Origin of the sequence: Dysgonomonas sp. 216 (assembly GCF_010501065.1) — a bacterium.
GTDB lineage: Bacteria > Bacteroidota > Bacteroidia > Bacteroidales > Dysgonomonadaceae > QVMM01.
Window position 1 is genome coordinate 39,238 of record NZ_QVMM01000008.1, and the last position, 18,829, is coordinate 58,066.

At 35.8% G+C, this 18,829-nt stretch carries 20 protein-coding genes; 8 read left to right on the forward strand and 12 right to left on the reverse strand.

The window, feature by feature from the left end:
- Positions 1-3: 3 nt before the first annotated feature.
- From D0T53_RS06395 to D0T53_RS06450, 12 genes are all read right to left on the reverse strand, one after another.
- The gene (locus D0T53_RS06395; RefSeq protein ID WP_163266239.1) at positions 4-696 is read right to left on the reverse strand and encodes a M48 family metallopeptidase; all 693 of its coding nucleotides are present in this window, start codon (positions 694-696) and stop codon (positions 4-6) included.
- 105 nt (positions 697-801) lie between these two features.
- Positions 802-1,560 (reverse strand): uroporphyrinogen-III synthase, encoded by a 759-nt coding sequence (locus D0T53_RS06400; protein ID WP_163266241.1) that lies wholly within the window; start codon positions 1,558-1,560, stop codon positions 802-804.
- Entirely contained in the window at positions 1,551-2,441 is an 891-nt protein-coding gene (locus tag D0T53_RS06405) for a DUF4271 domain-containing protein (RefSeq protein WP_163266243.1), read from the reverse strand. The genes D0T53_RS06400 and D0T53_RS06405 overlap by 10 nt, the downstream gene beginning before the upstream one ends.
- A gap of 103 nt (positions 2,442-2,544) precedes the next feature.
- Positions 2,545-3,810, reverse strand: coding sequence for a methionine adenosyltransferase (gene metK / locus D0T53_RS06410; RefSeq protein ID WP_163266245.1), 1,266 nt, complete (start codon positions 3,808-3,810; stop codon positions 2,545-2,547).
- Positions 3,811-3,990: 180 nt separating this feature from the next.
- Entirely contained in the window at positions 3,991-4,605 is a 615-nt protein-coding gene (locus tag D0T53_RS06415) for a 4'-phosphopantetheinyl transferase superfamily protein (protein ID WP_163266247.1), read from the reverse strand.
- Positions 4,577-5,791 (reverse strand): MFS transporter, encoded by a 1,215-nt coding sequence (locus tag D0T53_RS06420; protein ID WP_370457799.1) that lies wholly within the window; start codon positions 5,789-5,791, stop codon positions 4,577-4,579. Before D0T53_RS06420 ends, D0T53_RS06415 begins: the two co-directional genes overlap by 29 nt.
- Positions 5,792-5,822: 31 nt before the next feature.
- On the reverse strand, positions 5,823-6,611 hold the full coding sequence (locus tag D0T53_RS06425; RefSeq protein ID WP_163266251.1) for a C40 family peptidase: 789 nt from the start codon (positions 6,609-6,611) through the stop codon (positions 5,823-5,825).
- Positions 6,608-7,213 carry a DUF1287 domain-containing protein gene (locus D0T53_RS06430; protein WP_163266253.1) on the reverse strand — a complete coding sequence of 202 codons (606 nt, stop codon included), beginning with the start codon at positions 7,211-7,213 and terminating at the stop codon, positions 6,608-6,610. The genes D0T53_RS06425 and D0T53_RS06430 overlap by 4 nt, the downstream gene beginning before the upstream one ends.
- 61 nt (positions 7,214-7,274) lie before the next feature.
- On the reverse strand, positions 7,275-7,763 hold the full coding sequence (locus D0T53_RS06435; protein WP_163266255.1) for a ferritin: 489 nt from the start codon (positions 7,761-7,763) through the stop codon (positions 7,275-7,277).
- 141 nt (positions 7,764-7,904) lie between these two features.
- Entirely contained in the window at positions 7,905-9,149 is a 1,245-nt protein-coding gene (locus D0T53_RS06440) for an FtsX-like permease family protein (RefSeq protein ID WP_163266257.1), read from the reverse strand.
- 137 nt (positions 9,150-9,286) lie between these two features.
- Positions 9,287-10,663 (reverse strand): DUF4270 domain-containing protein, encoded by a 1,377-nt coding sequence (locus D0T53_RS06445; RefSeq protein ID WP_163266259.1) that lies wholly within the window; start codon positions 10,661-10,663, stop codon positions 9,287-9,289.
- Between the two features lie 93 nt (positions 10,664-10,756).
- Positions 10,757-11,563, reverse strand: a complete 807-nt coding sequence (locus tag D0T53_RS06450) for a glycogen/starch synthase (protein WP_163266261.1) — start codon at positions 11,561-11,563, stop codon at positions 10,757-10,759.
- 417 nt (positions 11,564-11,980) lie between these two features.
- Between D0T53_RS06450 and D0T53_RS06455 the strand changes: the two genes are divergently transcribed.
- The 8 genes from D0T53_RS06455 (at position 11,981) to D0T53_RS06490 (ending at position 18,810) form a co-directional block, all read left to right on the forward strand.
- Positions 11,981-12,961, forward strand: a complete 981-nt coding sequence (locus tag D0T53_RS06455; RefSeq protein ID WP_163266263.1) for a PhoH family protein — start codon at positions 11,981-11,983, stop codon at positions 12,959-12,961.
- 42 nt (positions 12,962-13,003) lie between these two features.
- Positions 13,004-13,948: a phosphoribosylaminoimidazolesuccinocarboxamide synthase gene (locus D0T53_RS06460; RefSeq protein ID WP_163266265.1), complete on the forward strand. Its 945-nt coding sequence runs from the start codon at positions 13,004-13,006 to the stop codon at positions 13,946-13,948.
- 8 nt (positions 13,949-13,956) lie between these two features.
- Positions 13,957-15,018: a hypothetical protein gene (locus D0T53_RS06465; protein ID WP_163266267.1), complete on the forward strand. Its 1,062-nt coding sequence runs from the start codon at positions 13,957-13,959 to the stop codon at positions 15,016-15,018.
- Positions 15,019-15,262: 244 nt separating this feature from the next.
- A complete protein-coding gene (locus D0T53_RS06470; RefSeq protein ID WP_163266269.1) occupies positions 15,263-15,829 on the forward strand; it encodes a zeta toxin family protein in 567 nt (188 codons plus the stop codon).
- On the forward strand, positions 15,826-16,008 hold the full coding sequence (locus D0T53_RS06475; protein WP_163266270.1) for a hypothetical protein: 183 nt from the start codon (positions 15,826-15,828) through the stop codon (positions 16,006-16,008). The genes D0T53_RS06470 and D0T53_RS06475 overlap by 4 nt, the downstream gene beginning before the upstream one ends.
- Before the next feature lie 11 nt (positions 16,009-16,019).
- Entirely contained in the window at positions 16,020-16,757 is a 738-nt protein-coding gene (ubiE, locus tag D0T53_RS06480) for a bifunctional demethylmenaquinone methyltransferase/2-methoxy-6-polyprenyl-1,4-benzoquinol methylase UbiE (RefSeq protein WP_163266271.1), read from the forward strand.
- A 25-nt stretch (positions 16,758-16,782) separates the two neighbouring features.
- Positions 16,783-17,559: a hypothetical protein gene (locus D0T53_RS06485; protein WP_163266272.1), complete on the forward strand. Its 777-nt coding sequence runs from the start codon at positions 16,783-16,785 to the stop codon at positions 17,557-17,559.
- Positions 17,560-17,616: 57 nt separating this feature from the next.
- A complete protein-coding gene (locus D0T53_RS06490; protein WP_163266273.1) occupies positions 17,617-18,810 on the forward strand; it encodes a saccharopine dehydrogenase family protein in 1,194 nt (397 codons plus the stop codon).
- Positions 18,811-18,829: the final 19 nt, after the last annotated feature.

The following is an 18,829-nucleotide window of genomic DNA, read 5'->3' on the forward strand; positions in this document are numbered from 1 at the left end:
AATCTACCAATCTATCTTTATTGCCTTCAGCTCCTTAGTTAAAGCTTTAGCCCTATTCGCTGTTACCCGATCCAGCAGACGCCAGAAATTTGTTCCGTGATTCATTTCTACCGTATGGCATAGTTCGTGTAAAATAACAAAGTCTGCTAAATGAGAAGGCAATAACATACAATATATAGATAAATTTATGTTTCCTGACGATGAACAGCTCCCCCACCGCGTCCGGCTTTTGTTTATCTTTAGAGCCGAATATTTGAACCCGTGTTTCTGAGCCAATAATCTTAGCCTTTCAGACAAGTAAGCCTTAGCCTCCATTCTCAACGAATTTTCGATTATTCTACGTAAAACAGTTTGTGTTTCTTGTTTATTAAAATCAACATTAACCGGGCAACTTATATATAATACACCATCCTTTATCCGACTATAATAATTTTGTAGAGACGACCGGCTTATTTCTGTAGAAAAAGTTAATGTCTGAAACTTTACATTCTCATTAAAATGAAGAGCTTCTTTCGGTTTAATTTCTAATAACCTTGGCTTTACTTCCTCAATAAAGTCTTTTACTTTTTCGATAGGATATGATGTTGGAATTGTAACCTGTACAAAATCAACTTTACGTCGGGCTATCAACCTGCGCGCCCTGCTATTTTCTATAATAACAATCCGCCCCAAATCTTTATCAAAAATCTCACTCATAAATTCTCTGAACTATTCATAAATCCGGCATTACTGGCATATAAGAAAGAAGTTCAGCCCTCAAAAGAAGACTGAACCTCAGCTTTTTATATCTACAAAATGAATTTACTTCTTCTTATTACGTTCCTTTATAAACATATCCAAAGCTGCAGCCATTGATGGCAATCCCGGCTTAGGAGCCTCACAATCAAGCCTCAAACCTGCATCAAGCACAGCTTTAGCTGTTGATGCTCCGAAACATCCAATTGCAATATCTTCCTGAACAAATTCGGGACAATTTTTAAATAGTGAAGCTATCCCCGAAGGACTAAAGAAAACAAGCATATCGTACTGTTTTATTTCATCTTCGGTAATAGTAGTACTTACTGTACGATACATTACAGTTTTCGTAAATTCGACCTTTTTATCCGATAACACAGAGGTTATTTCTTCGTTGTGAACATCCGAAACAGGAACCAGAAATTTCTCTTTATTATGTTTTGTGATAGAAGTTCCCAACCCATCCATTTTACCTGTTGTACTAAAGAAAATCTTCCGTTTGCGATATACGATATATTTTTGCAAGTATAAAGCTACCGACTCCGAGATACAAAAGTATTTCATTGTTTCGGGCATTGTAACCCGAAGCTCTTCGCACAATTTGAAAAAATGGTCTATCGCAACTTTCGCTGTAAAAACTATTGCCGTATAATCGGGTATATTAACCCGTTGCTGACGAAATTCTTTTACATCTAAAGGCTCAACCCTTATAAATGGGTTAAAATCTATTTCAAGGTTATATTTCTCAGCCAAATCATAATAGGGCGATTTTTCAGAACTTGGCTTTGGTTGCGATATTAATACTTTCTTAATTTTTAATGCCATAGCAAACTTATTACATCTATTTTATATAAAAACCCTAAGGCTTTGTACAATAAAAAATATGGTACAATTTCGACGCTGCAAAGGTAGACAATCAAATACAAAAAATTAACATTCCCATGCAAAAAAAAGATTATTATTCTATAAAATATTATTAAACGGGATATAATAAATAAAACTGCAAAAAACATGAACAAAATATCATGACTCAAATTTGAATACACTAATATTAATATTGGGAAATAAGCTATTATTCCCATCATCTCTATTATTATTATGTAGCTTCGTAACCAAACATTTACAACCTCTTTTATTTCGAAAAGATAACTAACAAGGCGAATAAACAGATACTTAATAAGTTCAACAGCACCTATACACAATATGGAAAGGGCTAGAAATAAAAAACTATTAGGAGGTATAAATGGTTTATTAACTTCTACAAAAACAGAAAAGAGAACTATTGCAGTCAGAAATATAGTTTGAAACACTAATGCAAAATTATACCAAAACTCGGTTATCGTTGTTTCGGAGAATAAACTAATATTTTCCCGCGACGAAAAAACCAAACGGCTATTCTCCTTAAAATACAAAGTTCCTTCTCTATATATACGGGCAAGAAACAGAAAACACAACAACAATAGAGCAAAAACGCCATCAACCTGACTCAACGAAAAAGCCTTCGCTGTACCATCATGCCCCGAAGTATTTTGTACTGTGATTTCTTTATTTAATTTGGTTAGTGTTTCATAATGAAGCCGAATACCCCCCGAATCGTTCACTACATCATAAAAAGCCTTATCCGAAACCCAAGAAACTACCGAATCTCCGTTATCATTTACAGTTTTATAAAACCGTGTATCAATATATGTAGAGTCTTTATTCAAGCTTTAAAGATGTCAATATAATTTTCGTCCCTTTGTTTAAACAAGCAAAGATACAATTCTTTACAGAATGTACCTTTGCTTTAATCGTTATATTTATGTGTATTTACACGCCAAATGCTTTTTTTACAGCATCTACAAAATCAAGTTTTTCCCATGTAAACAACTCAACCTCTTTTGTTATAGGAGCATCGTAACGCGATGAGAATTTCTTTGAAACGATACGAGGTTCACGCCCCATATGTCCATAAGCTGCTGTTTCCGAGTAAATCGGGTTGCGAAGTTTCAATCGTTCTTCAATCGCTTTTGGGCGCATATCAAACAATCCTTCTACTTTCTTCGCAATCTCTCCATCAGTCAAAGCAACATTGCTGCGTCCGTAGGTATTTATGTAAATATTCATTGGTTTTGCCACCCCAATTGCATACGACACTTGCACTAAAACTTCGTCGGCAATACCTGCCGCCACTAAATTTTTCGCAATATGACGCGATGCATAAGCTGCTGAACGGTCTACCTTCGATGGATCTTTTCCTGAAAAAGCTCCACCTCCGTGTGCTCCTTTACCACCATATGTATCTACAATTATCTTACGTCCGGTAAGACCTGTGTCTCCATGAGGACCTCCAATCACAAATTTCCCGGTAGGATTTACATGATAGATAATATCGTCGTTAAACAAACGCGCGATATCTTCTCGGAAACTATATTTTGCTTTTACTCTTGGAATAAGAATCTCTATAACATCTTTACGTATACGGGCTTGCATAGCCTCATCACTGCCAAAATCATCATGTTGTGTAGAAATAACAATAGTATCAATACGCAGTGGTGTTCCATTATCATCATATTCTATTGTTACCTGCGATTTTGCATCAGGACGTAGATATGGCATTAATTCAATCTCATTTTTACGTATAGCGGCCAATTCCAGCAACAATGCGTGCGATAAATCAAGTGCTAAAGGCATATAATTATCGGTTTCGTTTGTTGCATACCCAAACATCATACCCTGATCTCCGGCACCTTGATCCATTGGATCGGCCTTACCATCAACTCCTCTGTTTATATCGTCCGATTGCTCGTGGATTGCAGAAAATACCCCGCAAGATTTCGCCTCGAACTGATATTCACTTTTTGTATAACCTATACGAGATATAACTTCGCGCGCAACCTCCTGAACATCAACATAAGCTTTCGACTTAACCTCTCCAGCTAAAACAACCTGACCGGTTGTAACCAAAGTTTCGCAAGCTACCTTCGAATTAGGATCATATGCCAAAAACTCATCCAATAAAGCATCGGATATTTGATCTGCAACCTTATCTGGATGCCCTTCTGATACAGACTCAGAAGTAAATAAATAACTCATATCTATTTATCTTTTTGAAATTTTACAATACGGAAGATTATCGTAAGGCAACTACAAAGAAAAGTAAAATTTATATTTTAGCATTTTTTCGAGTGGTTGCAATCAGACAAATCTATCCACAAAACTTCTGCAAAGTTAATTCTTTTATTCCTGATAATCTTATAAAACCGAAATTATTTTTCAGGTATATGTTAAAACAAAATCAGGTGTTACCATATAATTTATTACCATATCCTGTTCTTCATCATTTGTGAGATCAGTAGCAATGAATTTCCCTGAATCTTTAGGTATGAAATGTTCGATATGAATTTCGTCTGTGAGCGTCACACCTGCTTTACCTATTGCTTTATATACTGTTTCTTTTGCCGACCAATGGAGTAGCAAGTGGATAAGCTCATTTTGTGGACAAATGAATTCTTTCGCTGATATAAATTTACGACGCACGCGTTTCACTTTTTCTTCTATCGATTGAATATCGATACCCAGCGTTTCCTTTTCCCCGATTATAACAGCTACATACCCATGAGTGTGAGATATAGACATATAAACATCAAGCCCACGCATAAATGGCTTACCCGAAGGAAAATACCGTATATCAACCTCTCGTCCTAACAAGTATTTCAGCAATACCCTTACAGCTAATCGCTCAATAACCTTTTCTCCCGACTTCAAACTCAGCACTTCCCGTTCAAGAATCGAGTGATTCTCTAATAATTGAAGAAGTTCTTCTTTCGTTTCGGTTATCTTCCAAATAGCAAAAATGCTATCATGTGTTTGTTTTCTCAGATAAAGCATCTATTTTTTTATTCCTATACAGTAAATATACATACAAAATTGTAATTAACGACAATACAATTTCCATTATAAACAACCCCTGATAAGTAAATCGTTGGGATACAAAGCCACTTAATCCGGCAATCAACAGACTTCCGAATTGGGTTACAACTATCTGTAGTGTAAAATCGGTACCTTCCAACCCCAAACGGGATTTATTCATTGCCATCACAAAAATAGCAACATTCATCATTCCATAGGTAGCCCATAAAGCACAAACACCAATTATAAGCTGAATGTCGGAAAACGCCGAGTTGTTCATTACATAAAAATAAACTCCAACAAAAATACCAAGACATGGTATTACCTGTAGCATTTTTCGAAGGCCGACCTTCTTTATAAGTAAGCCTGCAACAAAAGCAAACAATGCAGCCATAGAAGTTCCTAATATACCCGAAATAAATCCAATCTGCTCAAGGTCATATTTATTATCAAACATGTAAGGTTTTAACATGGCCAACATTCCACTCAATCCCGAATAGCTCAACAATAAAAAAACAACATATTTAAATATTCCTTTCTGTGTAAAAAAACGGACAATATCTTTTCCCGAAATATTAATACCCATAGGTTTCGGACGCAAGGGATATCTGAAAAACAATAAAGGAATAACGGCTAACAAAACAAAACACGATAAACCTACCAGTAACATAAACCATCCAAACGTATGGTAAATTAAAAGTAGCAAACCGCTCCCGATTAAAGCCCCGATAAAGCCACCTGCCGACTGAACCGCATTTCCCATACTGTGCTGATCTTTCTTTAATGATAAAATAGCAAGGGCATCGGTTGCAATATCTTGTGTTGCCGACGCTATAACAGCAATAACAATAAGAACCACAATCAGGTTAAAATTTGCTTGCAGGCTAAATGCGCCAATCGAAAGAATAATTAAAGCATAGAATACTTCGGAGGTAATAATCCATTTTTTATACTGACTCAAAGTATTAGCTTTTTTATCAACCAAAGGCGCCCACAGAAATTTAAGTATCCATGGCAACTTCACAAGTTGTAGTAAACCTATCGATTCGAGTGAGTAGTTTTCCTGACGCATAATAACAGGAACCACTGTCGTAAAAAAACTCATAGGTATAGCCTGCGCTATATACAACCCGAAAAACGTTATATATTTATTGTATTGCTTCACTTTAATAAGAAAAAGGTATCAGTAGGGTTAATCACAGTCGTTTTATTGCCAATAGATTATGAGTCTTTGTCTGCTTTTCCTTATGTATTATCCCTTCGCTATTTACATTATCTATTCGCACACTTCCCGATGCATGAATTATACGCTCTTCGCCCATATAAATTCCCACATGTGTAATTTTATCGCTATCGGGTTTCGAGAAAAAGAACAAATCACCCGACTGAGCATCTTCAAAATCAATCGCCCTGCCCTGCCCTGCTTGTTGACTTGCATCACGTAACAAATGTATACCATTCAGCATGTATACAACTTGAGTAAAACCAGAACAATCGATCCCAAAAATATTTTTTCCACCCCATAAATATGGTGTATTAAGGAAATGTAATGAAATAGGAATAATTCCTTCTGTATGGATTTCTTTGTCAGGCAGATAAGTAACAAAACTCGAATGTATCTGGAATATCTTATCTCCGATTGAGAAATTACTGGTATTTACATCATAATTTGGCAACAAACTTCCGGCTGTTAATCTATAAATAGATTTATCTGACATACAAAAAATATCGGCTACAGGAACACATGTTCTGAAAACAGGCATAGACCTGAAACTCTGATAAACATCTGCCGAAACAGGTGTCAACATTTTCCCGTCAACCCAACCTTCATAAGCATCAAAAGCATTCTTTATTTTTACAAATGAATTGTTTTGCTCTGTTACCTCACAATATTCGCCAAATAACAATTGAGTAACCATTTCCGAGGTCTCGGATGCTTCCCCGCGCATAGGTAGCACAGGGTGTAGATTTATTGCATATTTCATTTTTTATATCTGTAATGTCCTGTTATTTTCCATTTAAAAAGACAATCTTCTAACACTTGTCCGTATCCTATATTATGAACTATAAGTAAACGTTTTTTATCTTTCGATCTTCGGTTTACAACAATACCAATATGCGTAATACCCTTACCTAAATCCCAAGTAACAATATCTCCTACATTATAATCTTCGGCATTATCACTTATTTTCTTTACTGTACCTTTTCTTTTAAAATAGGTCTGCAAATTAGGTACTCGCCTATGATCTATATTTGTATCGGGCTTGTTTAACTTCCACATTCTTCGACTGGGATACAATTCAAAATTTGCTTTGATATCGGCATGTAGTTCTTTTTGCAGATCAATATCTAATTTTCTATATGCTCTTATTACTACATCGGTACAAACACCCCGTCCTGCGGGAACATCTCCATTAGGATATCCTATTCTGTAATAATTAGGATCGTATATAACTCTGTCTTTCGTCAAACTTAATGCAGCATTCGATAGTTCTTCATAAAAAACTGAAGTTTGTGAAACTTCAGATTGACTATAAGCAACAGTCTGACTTAAAAATAATAAAAGAAAAAAAGCTATTCTCGCCATACAAAAAAGAGGATACTTGTTATAAAAGTATCCTCAAATATAATATAAAATTTTCAGCTATTTACTTCCGTTCGCCTAACTCTTTATTAAGCATATATACACCAACATTATTTCCCTCAATTAGTTTTAGAGCATCAACATATCCTTGTGCTGTATCCTCTTCTTCTACTTGTTCGTTTACAAACCACTGAAGCATTAAATCTGTAGCATAATCTTTTTCTTCCTGAGCCATCGCTACCAAATTATAAATTAAACCCGAAACTATTTTTTCGTGCTTCAAGGTTTCTTCAAATGCATGAAGTGGTGAATTCCATTTAGTATCTACTGCTGCAATAGGCTTCAATTCGACCTTACCCCCACGAGATACGATGTAATCCATAAATCTCATAGCATGTTCCTGTTCTTCCTCAAACTGAGATTTAAACCAATGGGCAAAACCCGAAAGTCCTTGCGAGGCAAAATGTGTAGACATTGACAAATATAAATAAGCCGACCAGAACTCGGCATTTACCTGAGCATTTAATGCTTCTTCTAACTTTTTACTCAACATAATTCTATAGTTTTTTTTAGTTTATCTTGTTCGTCTCTACAAAGATATTATTTCCTCAAACAAAAGGGTAACTATCAATTATAAAATAAATCTATAACCACGCCTCAAAACCTATAACGAAGATATATAAGCAATTTACACTTATTCAAACCTAATAGATTTCGCCGGAGAAATACGGGCTATCAGATACGAAGGACCAACCATCATTAGTAAAGATACTAAAAACGCTCCTAAATTCAACAATAATATATACCAAACATTTAAATGAATAGGCACTTCCGATATATAATATGTTGCCGGATCCAATTTTAAAATTCCACAGTATTTTTGAATAAAACAAATAGACAAAGCAATTAAATTACCCCAAAACATACCTTTCAGGATAAGGAAAGACGATACGTATAGAAAAACTTTACGAATACTAACATTCTTCGCCCCCATAGCTTTCAGTATTCCTATCATATTTGTACGCTCCAGAATTAAAATAAGCAAACCTGAAATCATTGTAAATCCGGACACAGCAAGCATAAGAATTATTATTATCCATACGTTCATATCGATAACATTGAGCCAGCTAAATATTGCAGGTACAATATTCTTAACCGACCGAGTCATAAAAGCATTACCTTCTCTGTCGCGATACGAAGCCATATCAAAATACATATCCATAGCTATATCATCAAGCTTATCAAAATCTTTAACGTATAGTTCTATACCGCTTACCTGATCTTTTTCCCAACCATTTAGGCGACGAATAACCGAAAGGTTACCTATTATAAATATTTTATCGTAATCGGAAAAGTCTGTTGAGTATATACCATTTATAATCATTTTCCGAGCCTTGGGCGGGTCTTGTATAAAATAAACAAGAAATGAGTCTCCTAATTTCAGGTTTAATTTATCGGCAATATATTTCGATATTATGATTTTATTATTAGAGGTAGAATCCGAAACATTTAAAACATTACCTTCGAGCATATGTTGTTGAAAAAAGCTCCAATCATAATCCCGATCAACACCCTTCATTACAATTCCCTGAAAATCTGTATCGGTTTTTATAATACCCGGTTTGGTTGCGTATAATTCAACATGTTTTATTTCGTCCATTTCTTTAAGAAATCTCAGAATAGTATCGTTTACGCAAATAGGATGAGTTTCGTAGGATGTATTTCCATCGTAATTTGTGATCTGAATATGAGAACTAAAACCTACAACTTTGTTTCGTATCTCTTGCTTAAAGCCAATAACAATACAAACCGAAAGAATCATAGCAGCTAAGCCCAAAGCTATACCGGCTGTGGCGATCTTTATTGCCGGCGAAGAAACTTTCTTTTTTTCCCCACCACTGAAATGTATACGTTTGGCTATAAATAATTCAAAATTCATTCTGGAATATTAAAACAAGCTACAAAAATATTGAAAAAATCGGGCAAAGCAATTATTGCCTATCGTATAAAATCTTTGCAAAAACAAAGGGAACTAAAAAGCTCCCTTGTTATTTTTTCTACTCAAAAATATCATCTTTATTTAAATTTCGAATAAATCAGATTTAATCTCATATCATCCTTTCCACTTCTCAAAATAGCGCTCGAAGGATACATGTTATTATAAAATCGTTGAGTTACACCTGTACTCGAATTAAAATCTATCGAAATTGGCAACAATAAAAACTCGGGGTCTTCGTCTAAATCACGCTCCAAATATTCGTTTATAATACCGGATATATTTCCAAAGTTATATGTATTTGTCGACACTGTACGTGCTGCATATGTACATGTTTTAGCATCAACTGCCGATGTTTTATTCCTAAAAAACGAATCTACCGAATCTTTATCTATTAACAACAAATAGTTAGGTCTTCCATAATCAGAGGTTAAATCTACCTCTTTCTGGGTATGCCCTTTAACAGAGAAACTTGCTAAATTTATCGCTGTTTTCGAATCCTCTCCCAATTCCTCCAACTGCTCCTTTATGTATTTAATAGGCAAAGACAGACTTGGACATACTCCGGCCGGCGATTTCATATACAAATAAGGCGTTTCTGGTGTTTCGGTACCAATACCTAACAAATGCTCTATCGAAGCATTTTCAACATGATTAATCTGAATAACTTCTGGTGTTACAATCAACGAAAATGTAGAAGTACGTATAGTATCCTGTGTTCCGTCCTTATTACCTAGTTTATCAGTATATTGATAGTAGACATTAAATGTGGTACGCGCAACACTTATCATAGCTCCCGAACCAAATGTAGTAGTAACATATATTCCCGGAAAATATGATCTTAACTTATCCTTATTCTGGAATGCATTGTCTTCTCTGAGCGATTCATTGTAAAAATCAACACCCATTTGCTTATCCACATCTATGTATACCGAACGAATTTCCACACCACTTTCCCAAATACTTGGTGAACTGTCAACTGTAAAAGTTTTCTGTCCTAAAAGGCGTTCCATATCGCAGAACAACGTCGGATCTATATCTGTATAATAACTAGGAACCAATGTATCGGTCAATTGATATACCGATATTGCCATTGGTACCAATGAGTCGCCCGCATATGATGTATAATCAAGAGCTATTTTAACAGAGTCAATTACAACATCAACTCCTTTAAACGATAAATTTTCAGCACAATAAAATTCGGTAAGAAATTCTGACTTTACAGTACCCAGAATATCATCCGTTAATTTACCCAACATTTTCGACGCAACATTTCCGTATACTGAATTCTCCAACGAAACTGTTTTAGCCGCTATGTAGGCTGTATCAGTTTTCGACGACATACGGTCTCCATCAGGCAACATTCCCGAACCTACACCTGTTAAGTCATCATCACATGCCGAAAAAACTAAAACAATTATAGCTAATAATCCACTTAATAGTGCTCCGATTCTCATTCTAATTTCCTGTTTTTTTTATTTTGGCTCAAATATCTAAAAAAAAAATATACCAAATGTAAGATTCGGCATATTTTTCTTTTTTTTTAGTATTTATAGGTTATTATAAAACTCGTCAATAGCATCTACAGCCTCAGGCACCCCGCCTTGATATGGTAAAAACATCTTTTTACTTTGTGCTACATAATCAAGAACCTGATTATTTACGTTTTCCTCACATTGAATAACTGCATCCGAGTGTTTTACTGCAAAATTTGTCAGTTTCACATAATCAACATCCCCATTCAAATCTTTTATATCACTATCGGATATTCCTGCAAGCTTCAATTTCGAAGAGAACTTCTCCTTAAAAGGTTCTTTAAAATCATCATTATATAACGAATAAACAACTTTCGAACCCTTAAAACAAGGATCATCGGCAAATGCTGTTTTTATATACAAAGGCGTTAATGCGGTCATCCAGCCATGGCAATGGATAACATCAGGAATCCAACGTAATTTTTTAATTGTTTCGAGAACTCCTCTCACATAAAAGATACTTCTTTCGTCATTATCATCAAATTCAGTTTCACTATCATCCTGAATTGTATGCTTCCGGTTAAAAAAATCTTCGTTATCTATGAAGTAAACCTGCATACGCGCAGCTTGTATCGAAGCTACTTTTATTATTAGCGGATGATCGGTATCATCAATAATAAGGTTCATACCCGATAAACGGATAACTTCATGTAGTTGATTCCTTCGTTCGTTTATACTTCCAAACTTAGGCATGAAAGTTCTTATTTCTTTTCCTTTCTCTTGTATTGCTTGTGGTAAATAACGGCAGTTTGTTGCGATAGTAGATTCCGGTAAATAAGGAAAAATCTCTTGTGTTATAAATAAAACTTTTTTTGTACTCATTATTCGATATGACTAATTGAACTGCAAAGATAATAAAAAAAAATCTTCTTTTTTGCAATTTATGAGAGAGGAAATTTATTCACTCGTTGCAAAACAGACCGAAAACAACTAACACACAGATATTTAACAAGCCATAAACACATCTCATAATATCTCTATCTTCTTTTTTAATGATTTTAGGTAAAGTTTATGAATCACTATATGTTTTCTATACCAAAAAGAATCGTAATTTTGCACACATAACAGCAACCAGATTAAATCATTATCAAAACGATTAATCATCCTCATTTCGATACTATTATACTGGTAAAGTTGTATTCAAAACTAGTGATATTAATGCTATATCATTTAGTTTTTTAAATTACAGATATAGAACAACAAGGCTCACGACCTTAAAACACAAGGCTTTTTTATTGAATGATAGAACAAATTATAGTACTTAACAATATTGATCCCGTTATTTTTTTCGGGATAAATAATAGCAATTTACAACTTATAAAAACCCTGTTTCCTAAGCTCAAAATAGTAGCCAGAGGGAATGTAATAAAAGTAATGGGGAACGCCGAAGAAATCCCTGTATTTGAAGAACGTATAAGGGAACTTGAACAATTTTGTGCCGAGCGCAATTCGTTAACCGAGGAAAATATAATAAGCATAGTTAAAGGAAAATCACCAAATGTAGTAAGTCAGGACAATCTGATTATATTCGGCATGAGTGGTAAACCCATTCTTGCTCGCAACGAGAATCAGCAAAAACTAGTTGAGGCTTTTGAAAAAAACGACATGGTTTTTGCTCTTGGCCCTGCCGGTTCCGGCAAAACGTATGTAGCTATTGCATTAGCTGTAAAGGCTTTGAAAAACAAAGAGGTAAAAAAAATCATATTAAGTCGTCCGGCTGTTGAAGCAGGCGAAAAACTTGGCTTTTTACCCGGAGACATGAAAGATAAAATAGATCCATACTTACAGCCGCTATATGATGCTTTGGAAGATATGATCCCAACATCGAAGCTAAAAGAATATATCGAAAATAAGGTTATTCAGATAGCGCCTCTTGCTTTTATGCGTGGACGTACGCTGAATGATGCCGTAATAATTCTCGACGAAGCTCAAAACACAAGCATAAATCAAATCAAAATGTTTATGACGCGCTTAGGTATGAATGCCAAAATGATAATTACCGGCGACATTACCCAGATTGATTTACCCCCATCTCAACTATCGGGGCTAAAGCATGCTTTAAATGTGCTGAAAGGTGTTAACGGAATTGGGCGTATAGAGTTCACAAAAAAAGACATAGTACGTCACAAATTAGTACAACGCATTGTTGAAGCCTACGAAAAAGAAGATAAACGGGTAAAAAAAGACAAGGAAGATACTCGAAAAAATCAAGCTGAATAAAGAAAATTATTATATTTTTACTGCAAAAAACAACAACAGAAGATGAAAAATACTTTAGTTAATACAAATTACAATCTTCCGGAACAAACAAATGTGTATCACGGAAAAGTTAGAGATGTATATTCAATTGGAAAAGATTTACTTGTAATGATCGCAACCGACAGAATTTCGGCATTCGATGTGGTTCTTCCGCAAGGAATTCCTTACAAGGGACAGGTATTAAACCAAATTGCAGATAAATTTTTGGATGCAACTGCCGACATTTTGCCTAACTGGAAACTTGCGACTCCAGACCCTATGGTTACTGTAGGTTTGCGTTGCGAACCCTACAAAGTAGAAATGGTTATCCGTGGATACCTTACAGGTAGTGCATGGCGCGAATATAAATCGGGAGTACGTAACCTTTGTGGCATTCAGTTACCTGAAGGAATGAAAGAAAATCAAAAATTTCCATCTCCTATAATCACCCCTACCACCAAAGCCGACGAAGGGCATGATGAAAATATTTCGAAAGAAGAAATTATAGCTCAGGGATTAGTATCGAAAGACGAATACGAACAATTAGAGAAGTATACTTATGCTTTGTTCCAACGGGGTACTGAGATTGCTGCTCAAAAAGGTTTGATATTAGTAGATACAAAATACGAGTTCGGTAAAAAAGATGGTAAAATATACCTGATTGACGAAATACACACACCCGATTCTTCCCGTTATTTTTATGCTGACACATACAACGAGCTTTTTGAAAAAGGAGAAGAACAACGTCAGTTATCGAAAGAATTTGTACGTAAATGGCTTATGGAAAATGGATTTCAAGGTAAAGACGGACAAAAAGTACCCGAAATGACAGAAGAGTATTGCAACTCTGTATCGGAAAGATATATCGAACTATACGAGAAAATTGTAGGAGAGAAATTTATCAAAGCACAATCGGAAGACGTATCGGCACGTATTGAAAACAATATCAAAAATTACCTGAATAAATAAGAGAAAGCATGAACCACAATCTACAAATCCAGAAGATACTTTTAGAAGTTGATAAAGCCAACAACCTTGATGACAAAATAACGTTACTTAAACAAGCCATAAACATAGCCGATGCCAATAACGACGTCGACTGGGGATATGATTTGCGTATGGACATTATTTATCAGGAAAAGGGAACAGCCCATTGTATAGAAAGCATACCGGCTTTTACTTGGATTCTGGATACTGTAGATGCAAATCCTGACTTATTCGAAGACAATAACATCATGCTCGAATATAAATGGATGGTTGCCGCTGCTCTGCGAAATTCTTCGTTCTCCGTTGCTCAAATCGAACATATAAGGGAAGACTTTAAACGAAGAATGATAAAAAACGGACAAGGTACATTTACATACAACCTGTTAATGATGCAATGGTATATGCAGACAGGAGAATATGACATGGCCCGACGGTATCAGGCTTTAAAGGATAAAGACCAACCTGACGAAGTGTCGTTTTGCAAGGCGTGTTGGATAAATCTGGATTCGGAACTCGAATTATTGTCAGGCAATACGGAGAAAGCTCTTACTATTGCCGACGATCTGTTTACAAAGCGCGACACCTGTAAATATGAACCTTTTAACACGCTTTCGTTTTTTGCGTATCAATTAGCTCAACAAAATAACGACAGGGCAAAAGCCTATTTGACTGATGCCGAAAACGAATTATCTCAGGTTGAGCAGCTTGAATCGTATATGTTACTAAATATTTCGTATATGATATATTGCGCATCGATATACGACGAAAACGGGGCATGGATGTTATTTGAAAAATTCGCAGATTGGAGCATTGGTGCCGAAGATTACTTCACATTCTATTTTTCGGCTAACATGTTACGCCTGACAAATAAAGAAGGTATAAAGAGTTTAAATTTATCGGCACGGTTACCATACTTCTCTAAAAACGGGGAGTACAATCTTTTGGAACTAAACAAATATTTTTATAATACCGCACTTGCTTTAGCTACAAAATTTGACGGACGTAACGGAAACAATTTCTTTACAGAAACGTTAGATAAACTAAAGAAATAACAGAAAGGTTACAAAAATCTGACAATTTTATAATGTAAGTGCCTGTTCTGAAAAACAGGCACTTATTTATCTATACATTAGCTATTTGATCGCGATGAAATTACCAACAACAAATAGCTGATAAAAAACAATCAAAACTTGTCAGAATTGTCAGGTTTTATAAAATCAGATAGCAATAAAACCTTGTAGCGAAAGCTGTATTCTAGAAACATAGAATTAAAGACAATAACAAAAGCTGAAAAATATGCCTAACCTCTATTTAATATCAGGATGCAACGGCGCAGGAAAAACAACCGCATCGTTTGCCATACTACCCGAAATGCTCGGCTGTAAGGAATTTATAAATGCCGATGAAATAGCCCGTGGGCTCTCGCCCTTTCAGCCTGAAAAGGCGGCAATAGACGCAGGACGCATAATGGTGATAAGAATGGAGGAAATGTTAAAGCAACAACAAGATTTTGCCATAGAAACCACTCTCGCAACAAAATCGTATGTAAGATTTATTAAAAAAGCACAAAAAGATGGTTATTTCGTAACTTTGTTATATTTTTGGCTGAATTCTCCAGAGTTGGCTATTCGAAGAGTCGAAGATCGCGTCAGGTCGGGAGGGCATAATGTACCAACCGAAATAATACGAAGGAGATATAAAGCGGGAGCACAAAATTTGTTTACCCTATACACACCTATATCCGATTACTGGATGGTGATAGACAACTCCGAAAATCCTTTTAAAGTAATAATTGAAGGAAAGAAGGAGCAAGTTATAGAGGTATACGACCCAAATATTTATAACCAAATTATTCATTCATGAATCGACAGGAATTAGCGTTAAGAAACAAATTGCTTATAGGATTAAACCTATCTTACAATCGATTACTTGAACAAAAACAAAAAGAGGACGGAAATCTCATTTTTTCGAAAAACGGAAAAATCGTAAAAGTAAAAGCCCGAAAAATCGGCAAAATCGAGTTAAAAAAAGCCTCGGTTTAAGAAGTTAGAAAATGACTTACAAAGGCGAAAAAATTCTTCCATATGACAGCTCCGAAAATAAAGGAGTACAAGTGGAGCGGATGTTTGACTCTATAGCCCAAAGATACGACACCTTAAATCATACCCTATCAATGGGTATTGACAAAAGTTGGCGAAAAAAAAGTATCCTCTCACTTAAAGACATCAATCCAACAAACATTCTTGATATAGCTACCGGAACCGGCGACCTTGCCATTCAGGCATATCGGCTATTATCGCCCCAGAACATATTAGCAATCGACCTATCGGAAGGTATGATGGATGTTGGCAGGCAAAAAGTTGAAAAAGCAGGCCTGTCCGATCATATAGCTTTCGACAAACAAGATTGTATGAATCTTGATCTGCCCAACAATTCATTCGATGCAGCTATGGCAGCATTTGGGGTACGTAATTTTGAGGATCTGGATAAGGGGTTGAAAGAAATACACCGAATATTAAAACCGGGTGGCAGATTAATGATACTGGAATTATCTACACCTCGTAACTTCCCTATGAAACAAGCCTATTGGTTATATTCGAAAGTGTTTATACCAACTGTCGGCAAGTTTATATCTAAAGACAGATCGGCCTACAATTACTTGCCAAAATCAATAGAAGCATTTATTCAAGGCAAAGAAATGGTAGAAGTACTGACTAAGAATGGATTCCGCAACGCACGCTACAAGACCTATACTTTCGGTATATGCTCAATGTATTTGGGCGACAAGTAATTATCTATACATAAAACATGCATATATGAAGTCATTATTTTTCATATTCTTATGCCTGATTTCTTTATTTCCGGCAACAGCCCAGAATATAGAATTGCTTTACAAAGCAGAAGCCATTGAGCAAACTATCCAAACAGATCAGTTCGAGTATATCGATTTTAAAATGGATTTGTCCACATACCCCAAAATAGGAACTTACAAACTTATTATAGACAAACAAGGAAAAAACTCCCTGTCGACCATGTTCTATAAACTTTGGGATGCCGCCAACGATATAGGAGCAAATTCTTTTGCTATCGAGGATGTTACATTTAGCAACAATCAATATATATTGCAGGTTGATGTATACTGCCTTAGCGAAGATGATATACAGCAAAATTTCTCGTTATACGAAGATAATATAATAGTTGTTTTTGGTGATTTAAACACTAAGAATACGGAAAAAGCGAAGACCTTTAAAATGAATAAAGAAAAGATGTCGCTATATCCATACACTTACACTATACATCAAAATCAGATAGGAGGAAAAACCAAAATCAGCATTGGAGGTTTATTAGGTTCTTCGATCGAAATATATGGTGAAGAATACAAACTAGGACGCTGTTTTTCGTTGGGAGGAACATCAGTCCGCCCTTCGGGATCGGTTGCCGTCGGAAATCATGGCGGAGGCATGGGAATAGGAATCAGTATCCAAACAGGAAGTATATATCCTATGGATTTAAACCTTGGCCTATTTGTTATGACAATTCTGGATACTGTAAAAAATCAAGCTGAAGAATCGGGAGAACTCACAGAAGATTAATATATTTGTAAATTCAAATATATTGTAGAACCCTACAAATTTAACAGGAAGCAAAAAATGGGAAGAGTATTAATTATTGGAGCCGGAGGTGTTGGTACGGTAGTTACACACAAAGTAGCACAAAACATGGATGTGTTTACCAAAATCATGCTGGCTAGCCGAACTAAATCGAAATGCGACGCTATAGCCCAAGCTATAGGCGGAAACAAAATACAAACAGCACAAGTTGATGCTGACAATGTTGACGATCTCATCAGACTATTCAAATCGTTTAAACCCGAATTGGTTATTAACGTAGCCCTACCCTATCAGGATTTGACCATAATGGATGCTTGTCTGGCTTGCGGCGTTAATTATCTGGATACAGCTAATTATGAGCCTAAAGAAGAAGCTAAATTCGAATACAAATGGCAATGGGCTTATCAGGACAAGTTTAAAGAAGCCGGATTAACCGCAATTCTGGGTTGTGGATTCGACCCCGGAGTTACAAGCGTATTTACTGCATATGCAGCTAAGCATCACTTTGACGAATTACAAACTCTTGATATCGTAGACTGTAATGCAGGGGATCACGGAAAACCTTTTGCTACAAATTTTAACCCCGAAATCAATATAAGGGAGGTTACCCAAAAAGGTAAATACTGGGAAAACGGGCAATGGATAGAAACAGAGCCACATGAAATACGCAAAGCTTTAAATTATCCGAATATAGGCCCTAAAGATTCGTATGTTATATACCACGAGGAGTTGGAGTCGCTGGTAAAAAACTTTCCAACATTACAACGCGCCCGTTTCTGGATGACTTTCGGTCAGGAATATTTAACGCACTTACGTGTTATTCAAAACATAGGTATGTCGCGCATCGATCCTGTAATGTATAATGGAGTAGAAATTATCCCAATCCAGTTTCTTAAAGCAGTATTACCCGATCCGGGCGATTTGGGAGAAAACTATAAAGGCGAAACATCGATAGGCTGTCGTATAAAAGGGCTTAAAGATGGAAAAAAACGAACATACTATATATACAACAATGCTTCGCACGAAGAGGCATATAAAGAAACCGGCACTCAGGCTGTAAGTTATACTACGGGGGTTCCTGCCATGATTGGAGCAATGATGTTTATTAAAGGCATCTGGCGTAAACCGGGAGTATTCAATGTCGAAGAGTTTGATCCGGATCCATTTATGGAGCAATTAAACAAACAAGGCCTACCTTGGCACGAATTGTTTGATATAGATTTAGAAGTATAACACTTTAGTTTACAACTAA

Excerpts from the sequence above, each read along its gene's own strand:
- D0T53_RS06395 (WP_163266239.1), bottom strand. The coding sequence starts at position 696 with ATGAGTGAGATTTTTGATAAAGATTTGGGGCGGATTGTTATTATAGAA.
- D0T53_RS06400 (WP_163266241.1), bottom strand. The coding sequence starts at position 1,560 with ATGGCATTAAAAATTAAGAAAGTATTAATATCGCAACCAAAGCCAAGT.
- metK (WP_163266245.1), bottom strand. The coding sequence starts at position 3,810 with ATGAGTTATTTATTTACTTCTGAGTCTGTATCAGAAGGGCATCCAGAT.
- D0T53_RS06415 (WP_163266247.1), bottom strand. The coding sequence starts at position 4,605 with ATGCTTTATCTGAGAAAACAAACACATGATAGCATTTTTGCTATTTGG.
- D0T53_RS06425 (WP_163266251.1), bottom strand. The coding sequence starts at position 6,611 with ATGAAATATGCAATAAATCTACACCCTGTGCTACCTATGCGCGGGGAA.
- D0T53_RS06430 (WP_163266253.1), bottom strand. The coding sequence starts at position 7,213 with ATGGCGAGAATAGCTTTTTTTCTTTTATTATTTTTAAGTCAGACTGTT.
- D0T53_RS06435 (WP_163266255.1), bottom strand. The coding sequence starts at position 7,763 with ATGTTGAGTAAAAAGTTAGAAGAAGCATTAAATGCTCAGGTAAATGCC.
- D0T53_RS06440 (WP_163266257.1), bottom strand. The coding sequence starts at position 9,149 with ATGAATTTTGAATTATTTATAGCCAAACGTATACATTTCAGTGGTGGG.
- D0T53_RS06445 (WP_163266259.1), bottom strand. The coding sequence starts at position 10,663 with ATGAGAATCGGAGCACTATTAAGTGGATTATTAGCTATAATTGTTTTA.
- D0T53_RS06450 (WP_163266261.1), bottom strand. The coding sequence starts at position 11,563 with ATGAGTACAAAAAAAGTTTTATTTATAACACAAGAGATTTTTCCTTAT.
- D0T53_RS06455 (WP_163266263.1), top strand. The coding sequence starts at position 11,981 with ATGATAGAACAAATTATAGTACTTAACAATATTGATCCCGTTATTTTT.
- D0T53_RS06460 (WP_163266265.1), top strand. The coding sequence starts at position 13,004 with ATGAAAAATACTTTAGTTAATACAAATTACAATCTTCCGGAACAAACA.
- D0T53_RS06465 (WP_163266267.1), top strand. The coding sequence starts at position 13,957 with ATGAACCACAATCTACAAATCCAGAAGATACTTTTAGAAGTTGATAAA.
- D0T53_RS06470 (WP_163266269.1), top strand. The coding sequence starts at position 15,263 with ATGCCTAACCTCTATTTAATATCAGGATGCAACGGCGCAGGAAAAACA.
- D0T53_RS06475 (WP_163266270.1), top strand. The coding sequence starts at position 15,826 with ATGAATCGACAGGAATTAGCGTTAAGAAACAAATTGCTTATAGGATTA.
- ubiE (WP_163266271.1), top strand. The coding sequence starts at position 16,020 with ATGACTTACAAAGGCGAAAAAATTCTTCCATATGACAGCTCCGAAAAT.
- D0T53_RS06485 (WP_163266272.1), top strand. The coding sequence starts at position 16,783 with ATGAAGTCATTATTTTTCATATTCTTATGCCTGATTTCTTTATTTCCG.
- D0T53_RS06490 (WP_163266273.1), top strand. The coding sequence starts at position 17,617 with ATGGGAAGAGTATTAATTATTGGAGCCGGAGGTGTTGGTACGGTAGTT.